The organism is Rhodococcus sp. NPDC003348, assembly GCF_053589375.1.
On sequence record NZ_JBSFRT010000008.1, the window covers coordinates 69,935 to 89,027 of the forward strand.

A 19,093-nucleotide genomic window follows, 5' to 3' on the forward strand; every position below is an offset into this window, starting at 1 on the left:
ACTGCGTCAGTCGTCGGTACGTTCGGGCTGGTCGACGCCGAAGGCACGAGTCTGCGCCGCGGAGTCCTCGCCTGCCGCGGCCTCATCCGGCGAGGCCGGTGCGCTGCCGGCCGGCGGCTGACCGTACGGCTGCTGCGGCGGCGGCCCGTAGGGCTGCGGCGGGGTCTGCTGGGTCGGCGCGCCGTGGCCGGGCGCGGGCGGCGGGGACGCGGGCTGCGGCGGCGCGTACGGGTTGGGCACCTGGCCGTAGCCGGGCTGCGGCTGACCGTAACCGGCGGGCTGGCCGTAGCCGACCGGCTGCCCCGGCGCGGGCGGCTGCCCCGGACCGTAGCCGGGAGGGAAGCCGGGCGGCGGACCGTAGCCGGGCGCGGGAGGGCCGTACGGCTGCGCCGGGTACGCGACCGGGCGCGGCGCCGGCATCCGGACCAGGCCCAGGGTGAGGGCGAGCGCGGCGATCGCGACCGCCGCCTGCACGAACCCCAGGATCAGGTTGAGGATGCCGCCCCACGCCAGGCTCACCCCATCCGAGAGGGTGAACAGGAAGAACAGCGAGACCAGGAAGCCCACCAGGGAGGTCACCGCAACGATCGGGTACTGGTCCTGCCCGGGCAGCAGCGACAGCCCGGCCAGCAGTCCGCCGACCAACAGCAGCGCCAGGGCGATCACCGGGTAGCCGCCTTCGAAGGAACTCTGCGTCAGCGGGGTCTCGCTGAAGGTGGTGACCTTCGCGAAGGGCGCGAACCCGACCAGGAAGTTCACCACGCCGAGGGCGAGCACCGCGATGCACAGCAGGTGCGGCAGCGGCTTGGCGGCGAGACCGCCCGCCGGCTGCGCCGGCGGGACCGGCGGCAGGCCCGGACCCGCGGGGCCCGCGGACGGATAGCCGGGTCCTGTGGGCGGATACGTCATCGTCGGCTCCTCGTCGATACGCGGCACTGGGCTCTCGGGCAGGTCGGTGAACCAACGCTAGCGCACCTCGTCGCGGTGGGCCGATGGCGCGCTGCACGGGTGGACCACGGCGTCGGCCGGGCCTACCGGACACGGACACGAAAACGCCGACGGGCACCTGCGCGATGCAGGTGCCCGTCGGCGTGAACGAGAGGGTGTTACGCGCCCACGGTCAGGGTCTCGAGGATCTCGCGCGCGAGAGCGGCGGTCTCGGACGGCGTCTTGCCGACCTTGACGCCGGCCGCCTCGAGGGCGTCCTTCTTGGCCTGGGCGGTGCCCGAGGAGCCGGAGACGATGGCGCCGGCGTGGCCCATGGTCTTGCCCTCGGGGGCGGTGAAGCCCGCGACGTAGCCGACGACCGGCTTGGTGACGTTGGCCTTGATGTAGTCGGCCGCACGCTCCTCGGCGTCGCCGCCGATCTCGCCGATCATGACGATGAGCTTGGTCTCCGGGTCCTTCTCGAACGCCTCGATGGCGTCGATGTGGGTGGTGCCGATGACCGGGTCGCCGCCGATGCCGATGGCGGTGGAGAAGCCGTACTCACGCAGCTCGAACATCATCTGGTAGGTGAGGGTGCCGGACTTCGACACCAGGCCGACCGGGCCCTTGCCCGCGATGTTGGCCGGCGTGATGCCGACCAGCGCCTCGCCCGGGGTGATGATGCCGGGGCAGTTGGGGCCGATGATCCGGGTCTTGTTGCCCTTCTCGACGTTGTAGGCCCACGCGTACGCGGAGTCCTGCACCGGGATGCCCTCGGTGATGACCACGAGCAGCGGGATCTCCGCGTCGATGGCCTCGACGATGGCGTCCTTCGAGAACGCCGGCGGGACGAACGCGATGGAGACGTCCGCGCCGGTCTCCTTCATGGCCTCGGCGACGGACGCGAAGACCGGGAGCTCGACGGCGTTGCCGTCCTTGTCGGTGTGCGAGACCGTGGTGCCGGCCTTGCGGGCGTTGACGCCGCCGACGACCTGGGTGCCTGCCTTGAGCATCAGGGCGGTGTGCTTGGTGCCCTCGCCGCCGGTGATGCCCTGGACGATGACCTTGGAGTCCTTGGTGAGGAAGATTGCCATTGTTCTAGTCCCTTACTTCGCGGCGAACGCGAGTTCGGCGGCCTTGTCGGCGGCCTCGTCCATGGTGGCGACAACCGTGACCAGCGGGTGGTTGGCCTCGGCCAGGATGCGGCGGCCCTCTTCGACGTTGTTGCCGTCGAGACGGACGACGAGCGGCTTGTTGGCCTCGTCACCGAGGGTCTGCAGGGCACCGACGATGCCGTTGGCGACCGCGTCACAGGCGGTGATGCCGCCGAAGACGTTGACGAAGACGCTCTTGACCTGGGCGTCGTTCAGGATGACGTCGAGGCCGGCGGCCATGACCGCAGCCGAGGCGCCGCCACCGATGTCGAGGAAGTTGGCGGGCTTGACGCCACCGTGCTTCTCACCGGCGTACGCGACGACGTCCAGGGTCGACATGACCAGGCCGGCGCCGTTACCGATGATGCCGACCTCGCCGTCGAGCTTGACGTAGTTGAGGTCGTTCTCCTTGGCCTTGAGCTCGAGCGGGTCGGTGGCGTCCCGGTCCTCGAACTCGGCGTGGCCGGCCTGACGGAAGTCGGCGTTGGCGTCCAGGGTGACCTTGCCGTCGAGGGCGAGGATCTGATCGTCAGGGGTGCGGACGAGCGGGTTGACCTCGACGAGGAGAGCGTCTTCCTTGATGAAGACCTCCCACAGCTTCTGGATCGTGTTGGCCGCGGCGTCGAGGACCTCGGCAGGCAGCTTGCCCGCCTCGGCGATGCTGCGCGCGAACGCGAGGTCGACACCCTTGACGGCGTCCACGGGGATCTTCGCGAGGGCGTCGGGGTTCTCCTCGGCGGTGACCTCGATCTCGACGCCACCCTCGACCGAGCACATCGCCAGGTAGGTGCGGTTGGTGCGGTCGAGCAGGAAGGAGATGTAGTACTCCTCCGCGATCTCACTCGCCTCGGCGACGAGCAGCTTCTTGACGACGTGGCCCTTGATGTCGAGGCCCAGGATGGCCTCGGCGTTCGCCTGCGCTGCATCCGCGTCTGCCGAGTACTTGACGCCGCCGGCCTTGCCGCGGCCGCCGACCTTCACCTGCGCCTTGACCATCACGGGCTTGCCGATTTCCTCGGCGATCTCGCGGGCACCGGCGACAGTGTCGGTAACACGGCCGGCCGACGTCGGCACGTCGTGCTTGGCGAAGAGTTCCTTCGCCTGGTATTCGAAGAGATCCATCTGCTCACCGTCTCGTCTGCGTTGACGCCCGCTCGAGGGGTAGGAGCGGGTCCGTTCGGGACAATATCTAGTTGATTCCGCGACACAGCCCTCGCGTCGATGCTATGTGGCATATGTCACGGCCTGGGGTGCGTGCGCCGCAGGTCACGGCCGCCGGACACAAGGGCCTCGGCGGCAGACTCGTGGAAAAGCGCCGCACCGGCGATCGCAAGCCGGTCCGTCGGCGCGATCTCCGACTCGGCGACCCGACCATTGGTCAAGGGCCACCCGATCAGGTATACGCCATCGCGATCGCCACGCCCACCGCAGCCTCCCGTTGCGCCATGGCCCACGCGACGAAATCTCTCCGGGAGTGCTGTCCGCCGCCCCACACAGCGGAGCAGCGCCCCAGCTCGTCCGTGATCAATTTGTGATGGATATCACAATGACTCGGCGGGTCCCCTCCAAAGGTTGCGGGTGTTGCGACCGTTTCGTTACCGTCGCTGAGTCCAAGTCACAGGCAGGTCACGAACGGAAGGACGGCAGGTTCTTGTCCAGGCACCGCGCGCCCTCCACGACCAGCCAATTCGGCACCGTCCCAGTACCGGACACCGCATACGCCGAAGAATTCGCAGCTCAGACCGTCGCAGCCCATCCGGGAACGGCACCTGCCCCCAGTAAACCGAGGGACTGGTTCGCCGCCGACGACGCGAGCAATCAGTCATATCCGCAGTACTCGGCACAGCGTTACACCGGGTCATCACGTTTCGAGACCCACGGCTCCATGAATTACCGCACCACTGATTACCGCAGCACGGATTACCCCGGCACCGATTACCCCGGCACCGATTACCGCAGCACCCCCCTCCAGCAGATCGAATCGTTCGACGACGACCCGACCGCCGTCGTCACGGCGCTTCCCCACGCGAAGCCCACCACGGACCCCACCGGGTCCGACCTCGCGAATGTCGCAGCTCCCGCTCGCCGCGGTGGAGCGCACCGCATCCCCACTCCCCCCACCGCCCTCAAGGGCCGCGCCGCGGTCGTGGCCGTCGCCGCCGGCGCCGTGGTCGCCGCGGGACAGGCCGCGAACAGCGGCCCGGAGCAGGCCCCCGAAGTCGCGCTCGCCGCCGACGACGCCTCGACGATCGCGTCCACCGCCGAGCCGCAGGCCGCCCAGTTCGCCGCGACCACCTCGAGCACCGCGCCGTCCCAGGCCCCGCAGGTCCTCAACGTCGCCGACCCCGCGGACCTGACCCAGTTCTCGAACCTGCTCGCCAAGGGCCAGCGGTTCAGCGAGGAGCGTGCCGCCCGCGAGGCCGCGGCGCGGCGTCCGCTGTTCGTGCTCCCGGCGCTCGGCACCTACACCTCCGGGTACGGCTCCCGCTGGGGCACCCTGCACGCCGGCGTGGACATCGCCAATGCGATCGGTACCCCGATCTACGCGGTCGCCGACGGCGTCGTCATCGACTCCGGGCCCGCATCCGGATTCGGCATGTGGGTGCGTCTGCAGCACGCCGACGGCACCATCACGGTGTACGGACACATCGATTCCTCGCTCGTCTCCGTCGGCCAGCAGGTCATGGCCGGAGACCAGATCGCCCGCATGGGCAACCGCGGCTTCTCGACCGGCCCGCACCTGCACTTCGAGGTGCACCTGGCCGGCGACAACAAGATCGACCCCATCCCGTGGCTGGCCACCCGTGGCATCAGCCTGGGCGTCGAGCGCGACTGAGGCTCTACCCCGACACCGCCGCCGTGGTGCGGCCGGTCAGGTAGGCGTCCGCCATCCGCTGTTCCCCTCGTTGTTCCCGGCGCAGTGCCGCGGACACCGCGGCCCCGGCGTCGAGCACCGCGCGCAGCGCGGGTTGCTCGTCCGCCAGACGCAGCCAGGCGTCCCGGGGTGCCGTGCCGTCCTCAACCGCCTGGTCGAGCAGTGCCGCGAGGTGACCGCTCCACCGATGCTGCAAGGCGAGCAGGATCTCGTCGGGCGACCTGAAATACGCTCGGGCGCCGGGTATCTCGCCGAGCCGATGCACCACGCCCGGATCCGTCGCGGCTCGGTCCAGCACATCCTCGAGCACTCGTCGTCGTTCTCGGAATTCGGTCCAGGACATCTCGCCACCTCCATGGAACGTCGTTTCACCCACGCTACGAACTCGGCGCAGGTCTCGTCGCCGTGCCGGAGTCGGGACTTGCTCTCCTACCCAGGGCGGAGGCCGACTCCACCCCCGAACGGATGCGCGGGCCCCCGACCGGCGTTTACGCTGCCCCTGTGCAGGTCACGGAGTTCTTCCGTCAACGGCTGGCGGAGAGCGGGTACGACTACCCGATGGCCGTCCCGCTGTTCGAACACGCCGCCACGGCGGTGATCGCGGTGATCGCGGTCGCGCAGCGCGATGCCCTCGTGCCTCCGGGCTGGCCGCTCCTGGTCGGGGCGATCGTCACGATCACCCCGATGATCGGCGACATGGTCAGACCCGGGATGCTGATGCCACGGCCGGCACTCGCCGCCCTCGTCATCACCGCGACGACGCTGCTGATGCTCGACCCTCCTGCCACACAGTTCGACTTCGCGCCGCTACTGCTGGCGATGACGGCCGGCGAGGTGGCGGCCACGTCGAGACCGGCGGTGAGCCTGGTTGCCGCGGCCGCGGCCGCGGCGGTCCCGATCGCCTTCGCGGCCGGCGGCCGACTCGACGGGACCGCGACCTGGTACGTCCTGACCATCGGACTGGGCTGGATCATCGGGCGGCTCATGCAGATCCAGCTCCGGTTGCTGCAGCAGGAACGTGAGGCGCGCGCCATCCAGGCCGAACAGTCGGCCGCGGCGGAGCGGCATCGCATCGCACGCGAAGTGCACGACGTGATCGCGCACTCGCTCAGCGTGACCCTGCTGCACCTGACCGCGGCGCGCCGCGCACTCGAACAGGACCGCGACGTGGACGAAGCGGTCGACGCGCTGACCGATGCGGAGCGGCTCGGCAGGCAGGCCATGGCCGACATCCGCCGCACGGTGGGCCTGCTCGGTACGGGGCCGTCCGGCGCGCATCCGGAACCGGGTATCGGCGACGTCCCCGATCTGGTCGACGACTTCCGGCGCGCTGGACTTCCGGTCCGGTTCGAGTTGCACGGAGATCCGTCCGCGGTCACCGCCGCGACCGGGCTCGGAATCTATCGCGTCTCCCAGGAATCCCTCGCCAACGTGGTCAAACACGCCCCCGGCACCGACGCCGACGTTCGGGTCGCGATCGGGACCGACGCGGTGACCGTCGACGTTCGCAATCGGCTTCGGGTGCCGGCTGCGCCGAGGTCGACGGGCAGCGGGCTGCGCGGCATGCGTGAGCGGGTCACGTTGCTCGGCGGGGACCTGCGCGCCGGACCGGACGAGGACGGCTGGCGGGTGCATGCGCGGATGCCGCTGCCCGGCGGCCCCTGCCCGACCGGGATCCTGCGCCGGATTCCAGGGCTGTCGTGACAGCTCCGGAGGTGCGGGTGCTGCTGGTCGACGATCAGGAGCTGGTCCGGTCGGGGCTCCGTCGGATCCTGCGCCGCAAGGACGGTTTCGTGATCGCCGGCGAGTGTTCGGACGGGTCGCAGGTCCCGGCGGCGGTGCGCGAGCACGCCCCGGACGTGGTGCTGATGGACCTGCGGATGAAGAACGTCGACGGCATCACCGCGACCCGCGAGCTCCGGGCCCGGAACGAGCATCCACCGGTGCTGGTGCTGACCACCTTCGACGACGACGAACTGCTGTCGGGTGCGCTGCGGGCCGGGGCGGCCGGGTTCATCCTCAAGGACTCCCCCGCCGAGGAGCTGATCCGCGGGGTGCGCACGGTCGCGGCCGGTGGGTCGTGCCTCGATCCGTCGGTGACCGGACGGGTGCTGCACACCTACCGTTCGGCGGCTCCCGTCACGGACGGACGCGGCGCCTCGGACCTGACGGCGCGCGAGACCGAGGTGCTGGCGCTGATCGGACGCGGCCGGTCCAACACCGAGATCGCCCGGGCCCTCGGCATTTCGGAGGTCACGGTGAAGAGCCACGTCGGCCACATATTCGTCAAGCTCGGCCTCCGTGACCGAGCGGCGGCGATCGTGTACGCCTTCGACCACGGGATCGTCACCCCGGGCGCGCCTCCCCTCGGCTCCTCACCCCCCGGCTGAAGCGCGAGGGTAACGACGAACGGTGGAGGGATCAGAGCTTGACCATCGGCACGCCGCCGATGAGCATCAGCCGGACCTTGCCGGAGGAGCCGAAGTCGACGGTGACCGTGGCGGTGGTGCCCGCTCCCTTGGTCTCGATGACGGTGCCGAGCCCGTACTTGTCGTGGCTGACCCGATCCCCGACCGCGAGCACGAGGTGGTTGTTACGGGGCCGGGCGGCACCGAAGCTGGGTGTCGGCTCGGCCTTCTCCCGTCCGCCGAAGCCGCCACCGTAGCCGCCGCCACCAAAGCCACCACTGCCGTAGCCGCCGCCGTACCCCTGGCCGCCACGGAACCGGCCGCCACCGATCGCGCCGCCGAGCCCCGGCCCGGGATCCTCCCGCCGCCAGTCGATGAGATCCTGCGGAATCTCCTGCAGGAACCTCGATTCCGGGTTGGTGATGGGCTGACCCCACGCCGACCGCATCACGGCGCGGGTCACGTACAGCCGTTGCCGGGCGCGGGTGATACCGACATAGGCGAGGCGCCGCTCCTCGGACAGTTCCGCGGGGTCCCCGAGGGCGCGCATGTGCGGGAACTGACCGTCCTCCCAGCCGGTGACGAACACGACCGGGAACTCGAGGCCCTTCGCGGTGTGCAGCGTCATCAGCGTCACCACGCCGTCACCGTTGTCCGGCAACTGATCCGAGTCCGCCACCAGGGACACCCGTTCGAGGAACGCAGCCAGCGACCCCGGATCGGGTTCGCCGTCGGTGAGCGCCGGGTCGTCCTCGCCTGCCGCGGCCAGCGCGCCCTCGAGAGCCTCGTCGATCTCGGTGTCGAGCCCGGCGGCGTTGCGCGCATCGGAGCTGAATTCACGTGCGACGCTGACGAGTTCGTTGAGGTTGTCCAGCCGGGCGCCATCCTGCGGGTCGCTGCTGGCCTCCAGTTCGGCGCGGTAGCGGGTCTTGTCGAGGACGGACTCGACGATCTCGCCGATGTCGATCAGGCCGGTGTCGTCGGGCTGCATCGACTCGCGGATCTCGTCCATCATGTCGATGAACGCGGCGATCGCCTTCTGGGATCGGGTGTTCAGCAGCGGGACGGTACCCGCCGCGGCGTCGCGCAGTGCGGCGGCGAACCCGATGCCGCGCTGCTCCGAGTGCACCGCGACGCATGCCTCGGCGCGGTCGCCGATCCCGCGACGCGGGGTGTTGAGGATGCGGCGCAGGCTGACGGTGTCGTCGGGGTTCTCCAGCACCCGCAGGTACGCGACGACGTCGCGCACCTCCTTGCGCTCGTAGAACCGGACGCCGCCGACCACCTTGTAGGGCAGGCCGAGGCGGATGAACACCTCCTCCAGCGCGCGGGAGGAGTTGTTGGTGCGGTAGAACACCGCGACGTCACCGAACCTCGTGTCGCCGCCGTCGACGAGCCGGTCGATCTCCGACGCCACGAACGACGCCTCGTCGTGTTCGTTGTCGGCGACGTAGCCGGTGATCAGCTCACCCTCGCCGGAGTCGGTCCACAACTTCTTGTCCCGCCTGCCGGTGTTGCGGGCGATCACCGCATTGGCGGCGGTCAGGATGTTCTGCGTGGAGCGGTAGTTCTGTTCGAGCAGGATCGTGCGGGCCTGTGGATAGTCCCGTTCGAACTCCTCGATGTTGCGGATGGTGGCGCCGCGGAACGCGTAGATGGACTGGTCGGCGTCGCCGACCACGCACAACTCGGACGCAGGTACCGGCGCAGGGCCAGAAGGCGGCACCGCCGCCGTGCCGTCCTCCCCGACCAGCGTGCGCACCAGCACGTACTGGGCGTGGTTGGTGTCCTGGTACTCGTCGACCAGGACGTGCCGGAAGCGGCGCCGGTAGTACTCGGCGACCTGCGGATGGTTCTGCAAGAGCGCGACCGTCTCGCCGATCAGGTCGTCGAAGTCGAGCGCGTTCGCCGCACGGAGCCGAGCCTGATAGTGCCCGTACACCCGCGCGACCAGCCGGACCACCTCGTTGGTGTCGCGGTCTGCGTCGGCGGTGGCCTGCTCCGGCCCGATCAGCTCGTTCTTCAGGTTCGAGATGTGGGTGGCCAGCAGCCGCGCCGAGTACTTCTTCTGGTCGATCTCGAGGTCCTTCGAGATCATCGTCAGCAGCCGGCGCGAGTCGTCGGCGTCGTAGATGGTGAAGTTCGAGTTGAGTCCAGGCAGCAGCGCGGCCTGCATCCGCAGGATCCGCACGCAGGTGGAGTGGAACGTCGCCACCCACATGCTGTTCGCGCGGGGCCCGACGAGCTGGGCCACCCGTTCGCGCATCTCCGCGGCGGCCTTGTTGGTGAACGTGATGGCCAGGATCTGTCCCGGGGTGACATCGCGTTCGGCGAGCAGGTACGCGATGCGGCGGGTCAGGACCGCGGTCTTGCCCGACCCGGCCCCAGCCACGATCAGCAGCGGCGATCCGGTGTGCACGACCGCGTCCCGCTGCGGCGGATTCAGTCCCGCGAGGAGATCAGCGGTCGAGGTGCGGGGGCCGGCCTGGGCTGCAGCGGAGAATGTGTTCATCGCCCGTCCACGCTACCGCCGCGCACCGACAATCGGCGCCGCGCGGCACCCACACGTGGGTGCACCTCGTCACGCATGGCAAAATGGGGTCATGCTCAGCGCCGATGATCGCCACCCCTGGCGATTTTTCTACGGGTACCGGACTCCGGTGCCCGTGGCCTGATCAACCCCACGAGCCCCGCGGTCCGACTACGGATCCGGGGCTTTTTCGTGAGACGGCCTGGATCGGGTAACGACCCGCGGGACCGACGACGATCCAGTGAGTGACACGAGGAGTACAAATGGGCGCCCCCATCCCATCGAACGACGACGCGACGAAGAACACCGACACCGACGACACCACCGGCCTGCCGACCACCGAGGCCGAGATCGACGAACTCCGCAAGGAGATCGACCGGCTCGATGCCGAGATCCTCGCGGCGATCAAGCGTCGCAGCGAGGTCTCCCGGATCATCGGCCGCACCCGGATGGCATCCGGCGGCCCCCGTCTCGTGCACAGCCGCGAGATGAAGGTGCTCGAGCGGTTCAGCGAGCTCGGCCAGGAGGGCCACACCCTCGCGATGCTGCTGCTGCGCCTCGGCCGCGGTCGCCTGGGTCGCTGACGCACCTGCGCTTCGCACCTGTGCAGAGCGGCGGCTCCGCTGCGCTTCGCGCCTGTGCAGAGCGGCGGCTCCGCCGCGCTCGGTGCCTGTGCGTGATCCTCACCCAGCCGGTGAGGATCACGCAGGAATGACGGAGCGGCTGCCCGGACAAATCGGGCAGCGACCCGCGGTATACGGTGGCCTCGGCCGCCCCGCGGCCCCGATCGGCGAGGGAACCCGGTGAGAATCCGGGACTGACGCGCAACGGTGACGGCACGAGTGGCCGAAGTCCGAATGCTCTCCGGATCGGGTCAGGTTGACTCAGGCCCCGCGACCGGGCCCCGCACCAGGAAGTTCCGCTCCCATGCGCCTTCGTTCCGCATCCGCCGCCGTCTCCGCCGCCGCGGTTCTCGCACTCACCGGATGCTCCGGTTCCGGCTCCCCCACTCCCCACTCGGCTGCCTCCGAGAACGCCACCACCGGTGTCCCCCCGATGACGACCCCGAACTGCGGCCGCACCGTCACCGTCGACGCGCCACCGGAGCGGGTGGTCTCGCTGAACCAGGCGTCGACCGAGATCCTGCTCTCCCTCGGTCTGGCGGACCGGATGGTCGGCACCGCCACCTGGACCGACCCGGTCCGGGAGAACCTCGCCGAGGCCAATGCCACCGTGCCGCGGCTCGCCGACAAGAAGCCGTCCCTCGAGGTCGTCCTGGACGCCGACCCGGACTTCGTCACCGCGTCCTTCGCGTCGTCGATCGGCGACGGCGGCAGTGCGGGCCGCGACCAGTACGAATCGCTCGGCGTGCCGACCTACCTGTCCCCCACCGACAACGGCTGCAGCGGCACCGCGAACTCGGCATCGAACGCCGATGGCGCCCGCACCGAACCGCTGACGCTCGACAGCGTCTATCGGGAGATCCGGGAACTCGCAGCGATCTTCGACGTCCGTGAGCGCGGCGAGGCGTTCGTCACCGAGCTGCAGCAGCGGTACACGCGGGCCGCCGAGTCGGTCGACGCTTCGGGCGTGTCTCTGGCGTTCTGGTTCGCCGACACCAAGACCCCGTACATGGCGGGCTGCTGCGGGTCCTCCGGGATCATCGCGAACTCGGTCGGCGCGACCAATGTCTTCGGCGACACCACCGACGAATGGCCGCAGGTCAACTGGGAAACGGTCGCGGACCGCAACCCAACCGCGCTGGTCCTCGCCGACCTGAGCCGGCGCAGCATCGACGGCGACGCGCTGGACAGCAAGATCGCCTTCCTCGAATCGAACCCGGTGACCTCGCAGATGCCCGCGGTGCGGGACAGGCGGTACGTCATCGTCAACGGCGCCGACCTGAACCCGACCATCCGCACCGTCGACGGTGTGGAGAAGGTCGCGGCCGCACTGCAGCGGTGGAACCTGGCAGCGCCCCAGCAGTGAACGCCCCGGCTGTGAAACCCGCGGCGACCACCCCGGCCGGCGGCACCCGGCGTGCCGACGTACCCGGTTCGTCGGCAGGGTCACCTCGCACCGAGTCGCGACCGTTCCTCACCGCGGTGCTCGGCGGCGGCCTGATCCTGCTCGTCGCCTCGATCGCGGTCACGATCACGATCGGACCGGCGAACCTGTCGGTGCGGGACGTGTACGCGGTGGTGCTCGAGCATCTAGGTGTCGGCTCGTCGGGCCTGAGCCGACTGCAGGACGGCATCGTCTGGGATCTGCGACTCCCGCGGACACTTCTGGCAGCGGTGTGCGGGGCCGGGCTGGCCCTGTGCGGCGCGATCATGCAGTCGCTCCTGCGCAATCCACTCGCCGATCCGTTCGTCCTCGGCATCTCCTCCGGCGCGTCCACGGGTGCGGTGCTGGTGGCAGTGCTCGGCATCGGTGGCGGCGCCATCTCGCTGTCGATGGGTGCCTTCGCGGGCGCTGTGGTGGCGTTCGCCGCGGTGATCGCGCTCGCCGCGGGGGCCGGTGGTGGCACGGCGCGAGTGATCCTCGCCGGTGTCGCCGGTACCCAGCTCTTCTCCGCGCTGACCTCGTTCATCGTGATGTCCTCGGCGGACGCCGAGCAGACGCGCGGGGTGCTGTTCTGGCTGTTGGGTTCGCTCAGTGGGGCGGACTGGACCGATGTGCTGCTGTGTGGCGGTGTGACGGTGCTCGGCATCGTGATCTGCCTGGCGGTGGCCTCGTCACTGGATGCGCTGACCTTCGGCAACTCCGCGGCGATGTCGCTGGGCGTGTCGGTGCGCAAGATCCGGTTCCTCCTGCTCACGGTCACCGCGCTGATCACCGCGGCGCTCGTCAGTGCGGCCGGTGCGATCGGTTTCGTCGGTCTGGTGCTGCCGCACGCCGCGCGGTTCCTCGTCGGCCCGCGCCACAGCCGCCTGCTCCCGGCGACCGCGCTGATCGGCGCGATCTTCATGGTGTGGGTGGACGCGGTCGCCCGCACCCTGTTCGCACCGCAGGAGATCCCGGTCGGTGTCGTCACCGCGCTGATCGGTGTCCCCGCGTTCGCGGTCATCCTGTTCCGGATGCGAAAAACCTCATGACACGCGAAGGACGGTGCCGCTGATGCCCCTGCACGCCAAGCACATCGGGTGGAGTCGGGGCGGAAATCTGGTCCTCGACGGGGTGACCGTCGAACCCGTCCCGGGCGAGACCATCGGGCTGCTCGGGCCGAACGGGTCCGGGAAGTCCTCGCTCCTCGGCGTTCTCGCCGGCGTCCACCGACCCGACTCCGGCCGGGTCCTTCTGGACGGCAGCGACATCCGGTCGATGCGGCGGCGCCAGATCGCCCGCCGGGTCGCCACCGTCGAGCAGCACGCCGACACCGAGGTCGACATCACCGTCGCCGATGTCGTTCGTCTCGGCCGGATCCCGCACCGTGGCGCGTTCGGCGGCGACGAGGCCGCGGACTCGACCGCGATCGAGTGGGCGTTGGCCCACACCGGTATGACCGAGCACGCGCATCGACGGTGGCACACCCTCTCCGGCGGCGAACGCCAGCGCGTGCAGATCGCCCGCGCGCTCGCGCAGGAACCGGACGAGATCCTGCTCGACGAGCCGACGAATCACCTCGACATCGCGCACCAGCTCGACATCCTCGCGCTGGTCTCGGAGCTCCCGATGACCAGTTACATTGCGCTGCACGACCTGAACCTGGCCGCGATGTTCTGCGACCGGGTGGTGGTGCTGGCCCACGGGTCCGTCGTCGCTGCGGGCACACCCGCCGAGGTGGTCACCGAGGAACTCGTCGAGCACGTGTACCGGGTCCGGGCCACCGTCGCCCTCGACGACGGGGTTCCGTCGGTCAGCTACCGGCGCGCCACCCGGACTCCCGTCCCGGCCGCACCGTGACGGGAGTCCGGGTCGGTCACTGCCGTGTCGAACGCAACCCCGCAGCAAGTTTCTCCACCGCGTCGACCTCGCGGATTCCGGGGTCCAGTTCGGAGCCGGTGAGCACGACGTAGCGTCGTTCGCGCACGGCAGACAGCTCCTTCGTCACAGGATTCGATTCCAGGAAGGTGATCTTCGTATCCAATGAGTCGCCGTCGACCCGCTTGCGGCTGAGGTCGCCGAGCACCAGAACATCCGGGTCCCGGTCGGCGAGGGTCTCCCAATTCACCTCGGGCCAGTCGTCGCGAGCATCGGCGAACACGTTGACCGCTCCGGTCTCTTCAGCGAGAAGTCCCGGTGAGGAGCAGCATCCGGCCATGTAGGGCGCCTCGAGACCCGAGAACCAGAACGCGACGGTCGGCCCCGTGCCGTCCCGTGTCGCTTCACCGGCGACCGCGCGCGCGGCAGCCATACGCTCCTCGAGTTGCGCCACCAGCGCCGCTCCGCGATCGCGGACGTCGAAGATGGCGGCCAGCTCGCGGATCTCCCGGTAGAGCGTGTCGATCGCCAGCGGCGCGTCTCTGGTGACGGTCTCGCCACTGACCGTGGAATCGACACACACGGACGGCGACTGGTAGGTCGGCACTCCGAGCTGGGCGAAACGGGCACGATCGGCGACGACCGCCGATGTGAAAGTGTGCGCGCTGGCCGAGGTCACCAGATCTGGCTCGGTGGCCAGCACCGTCTCGAGCGACGGATCGTTGTCGGCCAGCCGGGGCACCCGCTGGTTGTCGGCCTCGAGACCGGGCAGAACCGGGTCGAACCAGGTCGACGTGCCGACCATCCGATCCGCGAGACCAAGGGAGAGAAGGATTTCCGTCGAACTCTGATACAGCGACACCGCTCGCTTCGGGGGCGCCTCGAACACGACCTGCTCCCCGCAGTTGTCGATCGTCAACGGGTACGCGGTTGCGCCCACGGCGTCGATCGGCCGGACGGAGTCGGTTTCACCATCGGATGGGCTGCTGCAGCCCGCGAGGAGGGCTGCGGAACATGCTGTGACCGCAAGGCGGCGAGCAAGATGGAGCACCATTGGGGCTTCCTTTTCGTTGAGGGCCCTTTCGCGGGGCCCGCCGAGACAATCCGGCATCGTCGGATGCCGCGCCGGCGAGCATTCGGACTCGGGATTTCTCCCTCACCGCTGCGCGTCAGTCCCGGATTCACACCGGATTCCCTCGCCAGGCCGCTCGACTCTAGCAAGCGAGGGTGTCGATAGGACTCCGGTACTCGCCGCGATGTTCTCATCGTGGGGGCGTGGGTCTTGGTTCCGCCAACTGTCGGCCAAGTCCTTCGCGGCGACACCAGTCACGATGCTTCTCCAGTTCGCACCGAGCGCGGCTTCCAGGTGGTGTTCGCGGATCGAAGTGTCCCGGAGTACGTCCGCGAGCTCATCCGTTGTTCGTCCGGCCTGGGAGTGCCAGGCGGCACAGACCTCCGTGCGTCGGAGGACGTGCAACGTCAACCGCGCGACCGCCATGCTCGGAGCAGACCGAGACACTGCCAGGGCGATCAGGCGGCGGCGGTCTCGCAGAGTTAGTGCGGACCGAGTCCAGAGGTGACAATCGACGTACGCCGCCGCCCGAGCCGGCATTGCGCCGACGACGTCGGCGTAACACTTGACTCTCGTATCAGTAGATCTCGTGGCCAACCAACGGCGCTCGGCGGTCAGGCAACCACCGAGCGCTGGGGCACGCCGGTGTATTCGCTCAGCGGTCGGATCAGGGCGTTGGATTCACCCTGTTCGATGATGTGCGCCGTCCATCCGGTGATGCGGCTCATCACGAAGATGGGCGTGAACACCTCGATGTCGAAGCCCATCAGGTAGTAAGCAGGGCCGGTCGGGAGATCGAGGTTCGGCTTGATTCCCGTGGCCTCGTTCATGGTCCGCTCGAGGATCTCGTAGATCTGCACCCACTTCTCGCCACCGGTGTGAGCAGCGACGTCGAGGAAGGCCTTCTTCATCGTCGGCACCCGGGAATCACCGTTCTTGTAGACCCGGTGACCGAAGCCCATCACCTTTTCCTTGCGGGCCAGCTTGCCCCGCATCCACTCCTCGGCCAGCTCGGGTTCGCCGATATCGAGCATGTCGTGCATGACGGCCTCGTTCGCACCGCCGTGCAGTGGCCCCTTGAGGGTGCCGATGGCGGCGGTGACGGCACTGTAGATGTCCGAAAGGGTCGAGGTGACGACCCGCGCCGCGAAGGTGGAGGCGTTGAAGCTGTGCTCCGCGTACAGGATCAGCGAGACCTCGAACGCCCTCACGATCTCCTGGTCCGGAACCCTCCCGAAGCACATGTTGAGGAAGTTCTCGGCGAATCCGAGATGGCTGTGCGGTGCGACCGGGTCGAGACCGTGGCGCCGGCGATGGTCGGCCGCGACGATGGTGGGCAGCACAGCCATCATGCGAAGCGCCTTTTCGCGATTGGCCTTCGGATCGTTGTCCCACTCCTCCGGGTCCTCGGCACCGAGGTAGCTGATCGCGGTGCGAACCACGTCCATCGGATGACAGTTGTCGGGCATCTTCGCCACAAGGGCGAGCAGGGACCGGTCCGCGCGGCGGTTGGCACGCTCACGCTGGGTGAACAATTCGAGCTGCGCGTCGGTGGGAAGTTCCCCGTTCCACAGCAGATACGCCACCTGCTCGAAGCTGCAGTGCGCCGCGAGATCCTGCACCGCGTAGCCGCGGTAGGTCAGCGAGTTCGTCTCGGGCACCACTTTGGAGATCGCGGTGGTGTCGACGACGACGCCGGCCAGGCCCTTGTAGATGGTGGGGACAGCGGTTTCGGTCATCACTGGCTCCTCGAGAGGGTGAAGTTGAAGACTCCGGAGTCGAACTCGTTGTAGCGCTCGTACTCGAGCACCTCGTACAGGCGGGAGCGGGTCTGCATCCGATCCAGCAGTCCCTCCTGCGTTCCCTTCGCGTGGATCTCACGCAGACCGTTCTCGATCGCCCCCATCGCCAGCCGCAACGTGGTGACCGGGTAGATCACGGCGTTGTAGCCGATGTCCTCGAGCGTCTGCGCCTGGATCAGCTGCGACTTGCCGAACTCTGTCATGTTCGCCAGCAACGGGATGTCCACCGCCGCGCGGAACTTCGCGAAGTCCTCCTCGGTGTGCAGTGCCTCGGTGAAGATCAGGTCCGCACCCGCATCCGCATACGCCTTCGCTCGCTCGATCGCGGCGTCGATGCCGTCTATTCCGGCCGCATCGGTCCGGGCGCAGATCACGAAATTCGGGTCACGGCGGGCGGTGCCCGCGGCCCGCAGACGGCGGACCATCTCGTCGGTCGGCACGATCGCCTTTCCGTCGAGATGCCCGCACCGCTTGGGGTTGACCTGATCCTCGAGGTGCAGACCCGCGATTCCCGCGTCCTCGAACGCGAGGACGGTGCGGGCCGCGGACATCGGCTCACCGAATCCGGTGTCCGCGTCGACCAGGACGGGAAGGTCAGTGACCCCGGCGATCTGAGCGCTGTGTGCCGTGACCTCGGTGAGGGTGGTGAGTCCGATGTCGGGCAGGCCGAGTCCGGCGGAGAAGGCGCCACCCGAGACATACACGCCCTCGAAGCCGATCTCCTGGATCAGCTTGGCGGTCAACGGGTTGATCGCGCCGGGGAGGCGCGTGATCCCGGTCGAGGTCAAGCTCGCCCATAGTGCGACACGTTTGTCGGCCGCGGACGTCGCGGCGGCGATGAGTCCGGTCATCTCAGAACAGCCCCTTCGGCGACTTCGGGGCGCGGGCGAGCACCTCGTCGGCGACGGTGAACGTCAGCTGGTCCAGCTCCCCCGCCCCAAGCTCCGCGGTGCGCTGCGCGGCGTCGAGGAAGCGGTCCTGCTCGGCCGGGGCGATGACACCCTCGGCGAGGGTGCGGAACTTCGCGATGTACTGGTCGCGGGCGAACGGGCGAGCGCCGAGCGGGTGCGCGTCGGCGACGGCGAGCTCGTCGACGATCACCTCGCCGCTCTTGAGGGTGACCTCGGCGCGGGCGCCGAACGCCTTCTCGTCGGGGTCGGTCGAGTGGTAGCGGCGGGTCCACTCCGGGTCCTCGGCGGTGGAGATCTTCTTCCACAGCTCGATGGTGTCGGGGCGCTGTGCCCGCTCCGGAGCGTAGGACCGCTCGTGGTGCCAGATGCCATCCTGCAGTGCGACGGCGAAGATGTACATGATCGAGTGGTCGAGGGTCTCGCGAGAAGCCTTGGGATCGAACTTCTGCGGATCGTTCGATCCGGTGCCGATCACATAGTGGGTGTGATGGCTGGTGTGCAGCACGATCGACGCGATCTGGTCCAGGTCGCCGACCCGCTCGCGCAGGCGGAACGCCAGGTCAATCGGGGCCTGGCTCTGGTACTCGGCCGAGTGCTCCTTGGTGTAGGTGTCGAGGATGCCGCGCTTGGCCTCGCCCGGACCGGGCAGCGGCACAGCGTATTCGGCCGTCGGTCCGCCGAGCAGCCACGCGATGACACCGTCCTCGCCCTCCCAGATCGGCGACGGGGCGCCTTCGCCGCGCATTGCGCGGTCGACGGCCTCGACCGCCATCTTGCCTGCGAAGGCGGGCGCGTACGCCTTCCAGCTGGAGATCTCGCCCTTCCGGGACTGGCGGGTCGCGGTCGTGGTGTGCAGCGCCTGCCCGACTGCCTGGTAGACGGTCTCGGTGTCGAGCCCGAGCAGCGTGCCGATGCCGGCCGCAGCGGACGGCCCGAGGTGGGCGACGTGGTCGATCTTGTGCTCGTGCAGGCAAATCGCCCGGACCAGATCCACCTGGATCTCGTATCCCGTTGCCAGGCCACGGATCAGGTCGGCGCCGCTGCGGCCGGCGTGCTGCGCAACCGCGAGGATCGGCGGAATGTTGTCACCGGGGTGCGAGTATTCCGCGGCCAGGAACGTGTCGTGGAAGTCGAGTTCGCGCACCGCGACCCCGTTCGCCCATGCCGCCCACTCCGGCGAGAACGTTCCACCGATCCCGAACACAGTCGATCCGCGTCCGTTCGATGGCGACCGGCTGTACGGATGCGACTGCGCCTGGGCCCGGGCATTGGACACCGGACGCCGGGTCAGGGATGCCGCCGCGACGGCCGCGTTGTCGATGATCCTGTTGATCACCATCTCGGCGGTGTCGGCCGGGACCTCCACCGGGTCGGTCGCGACCTCGGCGACCTTCCACGCCAGGTGCTCGTCCCGAGGGAAGTCCTCGGCGGATCGGCGTGTGCGAACGGAATGGGTCTTCAACGTGTGTCCTCCGATGAATCTGTGCCGC

The 19,093-nt window shown here is 69.0% G+C and carries 16 protein-coding genes and 1 riboswitch; of the genes, 7 read left to right on the plus strand and 9 right to left on the minus strand.

The window, feature by feature from the left end:
- Positions 1-6: 6 nt before the first annotated feature.
- From ACWDU4_RS07720 to sucC, 3 genes are all read right to left on the minus strand, one after another.
- A complete protein-coding gene (locus tag ACWDU4_RS07720) occupies positions 7-909 on the minus strand; it encodes a DUF5336 domain-containing protein (RefSeq protein WP_450113284.1) in 903 nt (300 codons plus the stop codon).
- Between the two features lie 197 nt (positions 910-1,106).
- Entirely contained in the window at positions 1,107-2,021 is a 915-nt protein-coding gene (gene sucD / locus ACWDU4_RS07725; RefSeq protein ID WP_450113285.1) for a succinate--CoA ligase subunit alpha, read from the minus strand.
- A gap of 12 nt (positions 2,022-2,033) precedes the next feature.
- A complete protein-coding gene (sucC, locus tag ACWDU4_RS07730; RefSeq protein WP_450113286.1) occupies positions 2,034-3,203 on the minus strand; it encodes an ADP-forming succinate--CoA ligase subunit beta in 1,170 nt (389 codons plus the stop codon).
- A 763-nt stretch (positions 3,204-3,966) separates the two neighbouring features.
- Here sucC and ACWDU4_RS07735 point away from each other — a divergent pair.
- Positions 3,967-4,917: a M23 family metallopeptidase gene (locus ACWDU4_RS07735; protein WP_450113287.1), complete on the plus strand. Its 951-nt coding sequence runs from the start codon at positions 3,967-3,969 to the stop codon at positions 4,915-4,917.
- A 4-nt stretch (positions 4,918-4,921) separates the two neighbouring features.
- On the opposite strand, the gene ACWDU4_RS07740 is transcribed toward ACWDU4_RS07735, so the two are convergent.
- On the minus strand, positions 4,922-5,299 hold the full coding sequence (locus tag ACWDU4_RS07740; protein ID WP_450113288.1) for a hypothetical protein: 378 nt from the start codon (positions 5,297-5,299) through the stop codon (positions 4,922-4,924).
- Positions 5,300-5,457: 158 nt separating this feature from the next.
- Between ACWDU4_RS07740 and ACWDU4_RS07745 the strand changes: the two genes are divergently transcribed.
- Positions 5,458-6,660, plus strand: a complete 1,203-nt coding sequence (locus ACWDU4_RS07745; protein ID WP_450113289.1) for a sensor histidine kinase — start codon at positions 5,458-5,460, stop codon at positions 6,658-6,660.
- Positions 6,661-6,677: 17 nt separating this feature from the next.
- Positions 6,678-7,346 (plus strand): response regulator transcription factor, encoded by a 669-nt coding sequence (locus ACWDU4_RS07750; protein ID WP_450113385.1) that lies wholly within the window; start codon positions 6,678-6,680, stop codon positions 7,344-7,346.
- Positions 7,347-7,377: 31 nt separating this feature from the next.
- Here the strand turns inward: ACWDU4_RS07750 and pcrA are convergent, their stop codons facing one another.
- Complete coding sequence (pcrA, locus tag ACWDU4_RS07755) at positions 7,378-9,876, minus strand: DNA helicase PcrA (RefSeq protein ID WP_450113290.1); 2,499 nt, start codon at positions 9,874-9,876, stop codon at positions 7,378-7,380.
- Positions 9,877-10,157: 281 nt separating this feature from the next.
- Here pcrA and ACWDU4_RS07760 point away from each other — a divergent pair, with 281 nt between their 5' ends.
- From ACWDU4_RS07760 to ACWDU4_RS07775, 4 genes are all read left to right on the plus strand, one after another.
- Positions 10,158-10,478 (plus strand): chorismate mutase, encoded by a 321-nt coding sequence (locus tag ACWDU4_RS07760; protein WP_450113291.1) that lies wholly within the window; start codon positions 10,158-10,160, stop codon positions 10,476-10,478.
- A gap of 343 nt (positions 10,479-10,821) precedes the next feature.
- Positions 10,822-11,883, plus strand: a complete 1,062-nt coding sequence (locus tag ACWDU4_RS07765) for an ABC transporter substrate-binding protein (protein ID WP_450113292.1) — start codon at positions 10,822-10,824, stop codon at positions 11,881-11,883.
- Between the two features lie 116 nt (positions 11,884-11,999).
- Positions 12,000-12,992, plus strand: a complete 993-nt coding sequence (locus tag ACWDU4_RS07770) for a FecCD family ABC transporter permease (protein WP_450113386.1) — start codon at positions 12,000-12,002, stop codon at positions 12,990-12,992.
- A gap of 22 nt (positions 12,993-13,014) precedes the next feature.
- Entirely contained in the window at positions 13,015-13,800 is a 786-nt protein-coding gene (locus tag ACWDU4_RS07775; RefSeq protein ID WP_450113293.1) for an ABC transporter ATP-binding protein, read from the plus strand.
- 16 nt (positions 13,801-13,816) lie between these two features.
- Here the strand turns inward: ACWDU4_RS07775 and ACWDU4_RS07780 are convergent, their stop codons facing one another.
- From ACWDU4_RS07780 to prpD, 4 genes are all read right to left on the minus strand, one after another.
- Positions 13,817-14,872, minus strand: a complete 1,056-nt coding sequence (locus ACWDU4_RS07780) for an ABC transporter substrate-binding protein (protein ID WP_450113294.1) — start codon at positions 14,870-14,872, stop codon at positions 13,817-13,819.
- A 78-nt stretch (positions 14,873-14,950) separates the two neighbouring features.
- Positions 14,951-15,013, minus strand: a riboswitch (cobalamin riboswitch).
- Positions 15,014-15,504: 491 nt separating this feature from the next.
- Positions 15,505-16,629: a bifunctional 2-methylcitrate synthase/citrate synthase gene (locus ACWDU4_RS07785; protein ID WP_450113295.1), complete on the minus strand. Its 1,125-nt coding sequence runs from the start codon at positions 16,627-16,629 to the stop codon at positions 15,505-15,507.
- Entirely contained in the window at positions 16,629-17,543 is a 915-nt protein-coding gene (prpB, locus tag ACWDU4_RS07790; protein WP_450113296.1) for a methylisocitrate lyase, read from the minus strand. Before prpB ends, ACWDU4_RS07785 begins: the two co-directional genes overlap by 1 nt.
- Before the next feature lies 1 nt (position 17,544).
- Complete coding sequence (prpD, locus tag ACWDU4_RS07795) at positions 17,545-19,065, minus strand: 2-methylcitrate dehydratase PrpD (RefSeq protein WP_450113297.1); 1,521 nt, start codon at positions 19,063-19,065, stop codon at positions 17,545-17,547.
- Between the last annotated feature and the right edge of the window lie 28 nt (positions 19,066-19,093).